Origin of the sequence: Dyella sp., from assembly GCF_035685805.1 — a bacterium.
In the GTDB taxonomy this organism is placed as follows: domain Bacteria; phylum Pseudomonadota; class Gammaproteobacteria; order Xanthomonadales; family Rhodanobacteraceae; genus Dyella_A.
Genome location: NZ_DASSAB010000016.1, coordinates 46077 through 52505 on the forward strand (window position 1 = coordinate 46077; position 6429 = coordinate 52505).

Genomic DNA, 6429 nt, shown 5'->3' on the forward strand with positions numbered 1-6429 from the left:
CCCCGGCCCATCGGATCACGCGCATGAGCGACCCGCGTACGGTGCTGCTGCGCGAGCATCACGCCCCCGCCCACGTGCTGGTGACCGGTGCCAGTCGCGGCATCGGGCTGGCGCTGGTGCGTGCGCTGCTCACAAACCCGCAAGTGGCCCAACTGACCGCCGTGGCGCGCCACGCCACCCGAAGCGAGGCGCTGGGCGACCTCGCCCTTGCGGATGCTCGACTGCAGTGCCTGGATGTCGATGTCACCGACGAGACAGCACTTGCCGCGCTGGCCGGACGCCTGCGCGCGCACCATCCGTCGCTGCAGCTGGTGATTCACGCCGCCGGCATGCTGCACGGCGACGGCATCGGGCCGGAGAAGTCGGTGACCCAGGTTCGCCGCGCCACGCTGGAGCAGGTGTTTGCGCTCAACGCGTTCGCGCCGATCCTGCTGGCGCGGGCACTGCTGCCGCTGCTCGAAGGGCCGTGCGTGTTTGCGTCGCTGTCGGCGCGGGTCGGTTCGATCGGTGACAACCGGCTCGGCGGCTGGTATGCCTACCGTGCCTCGAAGGCAGCGCAGAACCAGCTGATGAAAACCTTCGCCATCGAGCTGGCGCGGCGCAATCGCCGCGGCTGCTGCCTGCTGCTGCACCCGGGTACGGTAGACACGGGCCTCTCTGCACCGTTCCAGGCCAACGTGCCCGCCGCCAGGCTGTTCGCGCCGGAGCGCGCGGCGGCGCAGCTGCTGCACATCATCGCGCAGGCCACGCCGCAGGACAGCGGCCGTTTCATCGCGTGGGACGGTACCGACATTCCCTGGTAGCGCGACAAGGCAGCCGCCGTTCGCTCAGTGCTCGGGAGCCGCCGTGGCGGCCGGTGCCGCACGCAATTCGCTGCCGACCAGGCGGGCACGCACCTCACGCAGCTTGGACTTCACCGCCGCCTCGTTGGCCGCACCGATGCGGATCATCGACTTCTGCCCGACCGACAGCGCCTGCAGTGCCGGGTCGGCATAGGCGTAGCCGTTCTTGTAAGGCACCACCCGCGGCGGCTGGGCCGGCTCCGGCGCGGCCAGCAGGTGGTCGATGACCGTGATCAGCCGATCGTTGAAATAGCCTTTCGGGTAGCCGAGCTCGGCGTACGCCTGCTGGAACAGCGGGTAGTGCTTGACGTACCAGTCGACCAGCGCCTGCGCATTCACCGCGCTCAACGCCTGCACGTAGGCCGCGTAGCGCGCCGCGTTGCTCTCGCTGATCTGCTGCGCACCCTCGACATCCTGCAGCTGCAGCACGCCCTTGGCCGGATGCAGCGGCAGGATGAAGTGACTCAGGCCCTCGCGCGGCAGTGCATCGATGGTGGCCACGAAGCGCGGAATGATCGACTCGCCCACCAGCAGTTCGCCGGCACCGGCGCCACCGAGGGCGGCCAGGCTGCGGGTGACGTCGGCATCGCTGTCGGCCAGTGCCGGCAGCGCGGCCGTACTGGCGGGCGCGGGCGAGGCCTGGGCCTGATCAATCGGGTGGGCGATGGCCGGGGCGCGGTCGGCGGTGCCCGAACTGCTCGCGACCGCGGCCGACGTCTCGGCCGGCACCGGACTCTGGCGCGCCCGCTGCACGAGGAAATAACCCGCCACCGCCACGGCGACCACTGCGACGCCGGCGATGATCCAGCCGGTTCCTGAAGAACGCTTGCTCATGATGTGTGACCTCTTTCGTGAATCAGCTGCACTCGACCCGGCGGCGCCGGGATCGTTCACTTCAGCCGGCGCCGCCCGTGCCGAAAGGAGGGGAGCGGTGCGCGTCCGGCGTAGGCCGCGGCGTGCGAACGCGACCGGGGGGTTTCTATATGAGTGGCATCAGCTATCGTGACTGCCTGAACGGGTGGCCGGATCCATGGTAACAACCGGGGAAATATCGGGTATGGGGGACGCCGCAGCTCACGCCGTTTTCGGGTACTACACCGCCGCGCTGGTGGCGACCGCCTGCATCGCAGCGGCCTCGAGCGCGCAGTTCGTCATCATCGGGCTGCGTCAGCGACGCCATCCGCTGTATCTGGCCTATGCGCTGCAGTGCCTGTGCATCGGCGCGCTGGCGATGTTCAACGCGCTGTTCGGCCTGGCAAGGGATCTTCCGCGCGCGATCGAGATGATGCGCCTGATGTACGCAGCCGCGGCGAGCTTCTTTCCGTTTTTCTTCGTCTTCGTCAGCCGCTATACCGGGCGACCGCTGAGCGCCCGCGCGCTGTGGCTGGTGACGGCGGTCTGTGCGGGTTTTCTGGTGCTCAACCTGCTCACCCCGGGCACGCTGCTGTTCTCGCACGTCAGCGGCATCCAGTCGAGCGAGCTGCCCTGGGGCGAATGGATCACCAAGGTCAACGGCGTGCCTTCGCCGCTGGGCTGGGCCTTCCACATGTTCACCTACATCGCCTTCGCCTGGGCACTGGTGATGGTGGTGCTGCAGTTCATGCGCGGCGAGCGGATCGCCGCGGCGCTGCTGGGGCTGTGTCTGGTGATCCAGTTCGGCGCGTTGCTGTGGGGCGATCTGGTGATCGACCTGATGAACCAGCCCTACCCCTACCTGGACGCCTTCTCGTTTCTGCCGTTCGTGCTGCTGATGGGCCTGACCATGGCCGACCAGCTGCACCAGCGCACGCTGCAACTGGAGCAGACCACGCGCCGCCTGCGCGCCGAGGCCGAGACCCGCGAGCAGGCGGAGATGAACCTTCGCCACGTCGCGTACCACGACACCCTCACCGGCCTGCCGAACCGCCTGCGCGTGCTCGAGCGCCTGGCCGAACTCACGGCCGAGCCGTTTCGCCCGCGCTGCCGCGCCGCGCTGGTGATCGATCTGGACAACTTCAAGACCATCAATGACGCATTGGGTCACCCGATCGGTGACCGGGTGCTGGAGGCGGTGGCCGACCGGCTGGTGTCGGGCAGCCCGCCGGAGTCGGTGGTGGGGCGCCTGGGCGGCGACGAGTTCATCGTGCTGCTCGACACCCTGGCCGCCAGCGCCGAGGAAGGTTCGGCCTACGCCCAGCACGTGGCTCACGACCTGCGCACCAGGCTGGCCGCACCGATCATGGTCGAGAGTCGGGTACTGGCCGTGGGCACCAGCGTGGGCATCTCGCTGTTCATGGGTGCCAGCGCCCGCCCTGCCGACATCATCCGTCACGCCGATATTGCCCTGTACCGGGCCAAGGCCGCAGGCCGCAACAGTGTGCGTGTGTTCGAGCCGGAGATGCAGGAGGTTGCCGACCAGCGCATGGAACTCGAGCGGGGCCTGCGCGCGGCAGTCGAGAGCCTTGGCAGCGCGCCCTCGTTCCAGCTGTATTTCCAGCCGCAGCTGAGCATCGAGGGCCGCCTGCTCGGCGCCGAGGCGCTGCTGCGCTGGCGCCACCCGCAACTGGGCGATGTGTCGCCGGCGGTGTTCATCCCGATCGCCGAGGAGACCGGGTTGATCCATGTTCTGGGCGCCTGGGTGATCAGCCAGGCGTGCGAGCGGATCCGCGAGTGGGACGCCCAGCGGATCGACTTCGGCGAGCACCTGGCCGTCAACGTCAGCCCTTGGCAGCTGGCGCACCCGGACTTCGTGGCGCAGGTGGAAAAGCAGGTGCGCGACGCCGGCGTGGAACCGGGCCGGATCACGCTCGAGCTCACCGAGAGCGCGCTGCTGCAGGGTTTCGACGCGGCGCTGCAAACCATGTATGCGCTGGCCGGGATCGGCTTCCGGCTCTCGCTGGACGACTTTGGCACCGGCTACTCCTCGCTCAGCTACCTCAGCCAGTTGCCGCTGCACGAGCTGAAGATCGACCGCTCATTCATTTGCGGCCTGCGCCCGGAGGCCGCCAGCCCGCTGGCGTCGTTCATCGTCGACGTCGGTCGTCGCCTCGGCATGACTACCGTGGCCGAGGGCGTGGAGAGCGAGAGCCAGCGTGCCACGCTGCAGGCGCTGGGCTGCGACGCACTGCAGGGTTACCTGATCTGCCCGCCGCTGGCCGCGAGTGATTTCGTGGGCTGGCTGCAGCAGTCCGACTACCCGCGCGGGCTGCCACTGGACGAGCGCCGCGCCTGATCATCCCGGCCGCTCCCGCGTCGTTCGCGGCCGGTTGCTCCGGCCTGTCTCACCTCATCCGCCGGCATACCCGGCAAGGACCTCGCAATGCACCGGTTCCACCGCCCCTTCGCGCTCGTGATGCTGCTGGTCTCGCTGTGGCTGGCCGGCTGTGCCGCCGGCGGCGATCCGCGCCAGCCGATACCGACCACCCTGGTGCCGGCGGCACAACCTGCGCGTCGGCTGCTGGTGATGCTGCCCGGACGCGGCGACAGCCTCGCGTCGCTCACCGCCACCGGCGTCGCCGCGCGCATCCAGCAGGCGTGGCCGGATACCGACGTGCTGCTGACGGGTCTGACCATGCCCTACTACCGGCAGGACCAGGCGATCCGCCGGCTGCATGGCGAGATCATCGAGCCGGCACGGCGCAGCGGGCGCTACCAGCAGATCTGGCTTGCCGGCATCTCGCTGGGCGGGCTGGGCGCGCTGCTGTACGACCAGGCGCACCCGGACGTGGTCGACGGCATGCTGCTGTTTTCGCCCTATCTCGGCGACGACGCCATTCATGACGAAATCCGCGCCGCGGGCGGCCTGGCCAGCTGGAACCCGGGGCCGGTCCAGCCGATCAATGCCGACACCTTCCAGCGCGAGCTGTGGCGTTCCCTGCAGGGCTGGTCGGAGCGGCCCCGGCGCACTGCCACCATCTGGCTGGCCTACGGCGACAGCGAGCGGTTCCGCGCGCCGATCGAGCTGATGAGTTCCCAACTGCCGCCGGGGCACGTGTTGATGCTCCCGGGGCATCACAACTGGACACTCTGGAACGCCGCAATCAGCGCCGTGCTGCAGCGCGTGTCCGCTACGCTCCCCACGGCGCCGTGAGCCTCCGGCTCGCGAAAATCCTCCATGCGGCACGGAACGTGCTTGCTTCCGGGCGTCTCTCCTGGAATGCCGCCCCGCCCCGATGAGCTCCCGCCCGTACGCACTCCCGCTGGAAAACGTGATCGACATGCTGGTCGACGTGATCTGCGTGGTGCGCGCCGACACCGAGATCGTCTACGTCAGCGCCGCGAGCACGCGCATCTTCGGCTACACCCCGGAGGAAATGATCGGCCGCAAGATGTCCGAATTCATGCACCCGGACCACCGCGAGCGCACCCTGGAGCACGCGCAGCAGGTGATGGAAGACGCCGCTCCGGCGTATTTCGAGAACGTGTACGTGCGCAAGGACGGCAGCCTGGTCGACCTGATGTGGACCGCTCGCTGGTCGCCAGGCGACGGCGTGCGCGTGGCCGTGGCGCGTGACATCACCGGACGCAAGCGGGCCGAGTCGCTGCAGGCCGCGCTGTATGCCATTTCAGAAGCCGCCCATACGGCCGCCGACCTGCTGGCGCTGTTCGAGCGCATCCACGGCATCATCGGCGGGCTGCTGCCGGCGCGGAATTTCTTCGTCGCCCTGCACGATGCCGAGCGCGACGAGCTGAGCTTTCCCTATTTCGTCGACGCCCACGACGCGACGCCGGCGCCGCGGCCGCTGGACAGCGGCACGCTCAGCGGCGAAGTCATTCGCACCGGCCAACCGCTGCTGCTGCGCTCGGACGACCCGCAGCCCGCTGTGGCGTCCATTGCCGCCATCATCGGCAGCGAGCCGCTGGCATGGCTCGGCGTACCGCTGACCGGCCAGCGCGGGGTGATCGGCGCGCTGGTGGTGCAGAGCTACACCGGCGACGTGCGCTACAGCGAGGCCGATCAGCAGCTGCTGCAGTTCGTGTCCACCCAGGTGGCGGCGGCGATCGAGCGCAAGCAGATCGAGGCGCGCCTGACCCACATGGCCCGCTACGACCACCTCACCGACCTGCCCAACCGGGCGCTGTTCCGCGACCGGCTGCAGAACGCGCTGGCCCGCGCCCGCCGCGAACTGGAGCGCCTGGCGGTGCTGTACCTGGACCTGGATCGTTTCAAGGAGATCAACGACCAGCTCGGCCATGCGGCGGGTGACCTCCTGCTGCGCGAGGTCGCTCGGCGACTGGGCGGTTGCGTACGCGAATCGGATACGGTGGGCCGGCTGGGAGGCGACGAGTTCGCCGTGCTGCTGCCGCGCATCGTCAAGCCGGAAGACGCCATGGCGGTAGCCGAGAAGATCCGCCGCGAGCTGCACCAGGTGTTCGAGCTCGCTGGCCGCCCGGCCATGGTGTCGGCCAGCGTCGGTATCGCGCTGTATCCGGACCATGGTGAAAACGAAGATGACCTGCTCAAGCTGGCCGACGATGCGATGTACGCCACCAAGCGCCGCGGCGGCAACCGCGTGCTGATGTCCAGCACGCCGCCCCCTGCAGACGCCTGAGGCCGCGTCAACGCCGCTCCCGTCGGGACGGGATTTGCGCCGGGCGCGCTGGCCGT

The 6429-nt window shown here is 69.2% G+C and carries 5 protein-coding genes; 4 read left to right on the forward strand and 1 reads right to left on the reverse strand.

The features are described 5' to 3' along the window. The first annotated feature begins 23 nt into the window (after positions 1-23). Positions 24-803 (forward strand): SDR family NAD(P)-dependent oxidoreductase, encoded by a 780-nt coding sequence (locus VFG40_RS03700; RefSeq protein ID WP_324895035.1) that lies wholly within the window; start codon positions 24-26, stop codon positions 801-803. Positions 804-827: 24 nt separating this feature from the next. Here the strand turns inward: VFG40_RS03700 and VFG40_RS03705 are convergent, their stop codons facing one another. Beyond that, positions 828-1676 carry a DUF3014 domain-containing protein gene (locus tag VFG40_RS03705; protein WP_324895037.1) on the reverse strand — a complete coding sequence of 283 codons (849 nt, stop codon included), beginning with the start codon at positions 1674-1676 and terminating at the stop codon, positions 828-830. Positions 1677-1899: 223 nt separating this feature from the next. Here VFG40_RS03705 and VFG40_RS03710 point away from each other — a divergent pair, with 223 nt between their 5' ends. The 3 genes from VFG40_RS03710 to VFG40_RS03720 all read left to right on the forward strand — a co-directional run bounded on the left by VFG40_RS03710 (position 1900) and on the right by VFG40_RS03720 (position 6373). Then, a complete protein-coding gene (locus VFG40_RS03710) occupies positions 1900-4053 on the forward strand; it encodes a putative bifunctional diguanylate cyclase/phosphodiesterase (protein ID WP_324895039.1) in 2154 nt (717 codons plus the stop codon). A gap of 87 nt (positions 4054-4140) precedes the next feature. After that, positions 4141-4911 (forward strand): alpha/beta hydrolase-fold protein, encoded by a 771-nt coding sequence (locus VFG40_RS03715; protein WP_324895041.1) that lies wholly within the window; start codon positions 4141-4143, stop codon positions 4909-4911. Positions 4912-4993: 82 nt separating this feature from the next. Then, a complete protein-coding gene (locus tag VFG40_RS03720) occupies positions 4994-6373 on the forward strand; it encodes a diguanylate cyclase domain-containing protein (protein ID WP_324895043.1) in 1380 nt (459 codons plus the stop codon). Positions 6374-6429 lie beyond the last annotated feature (56 nt).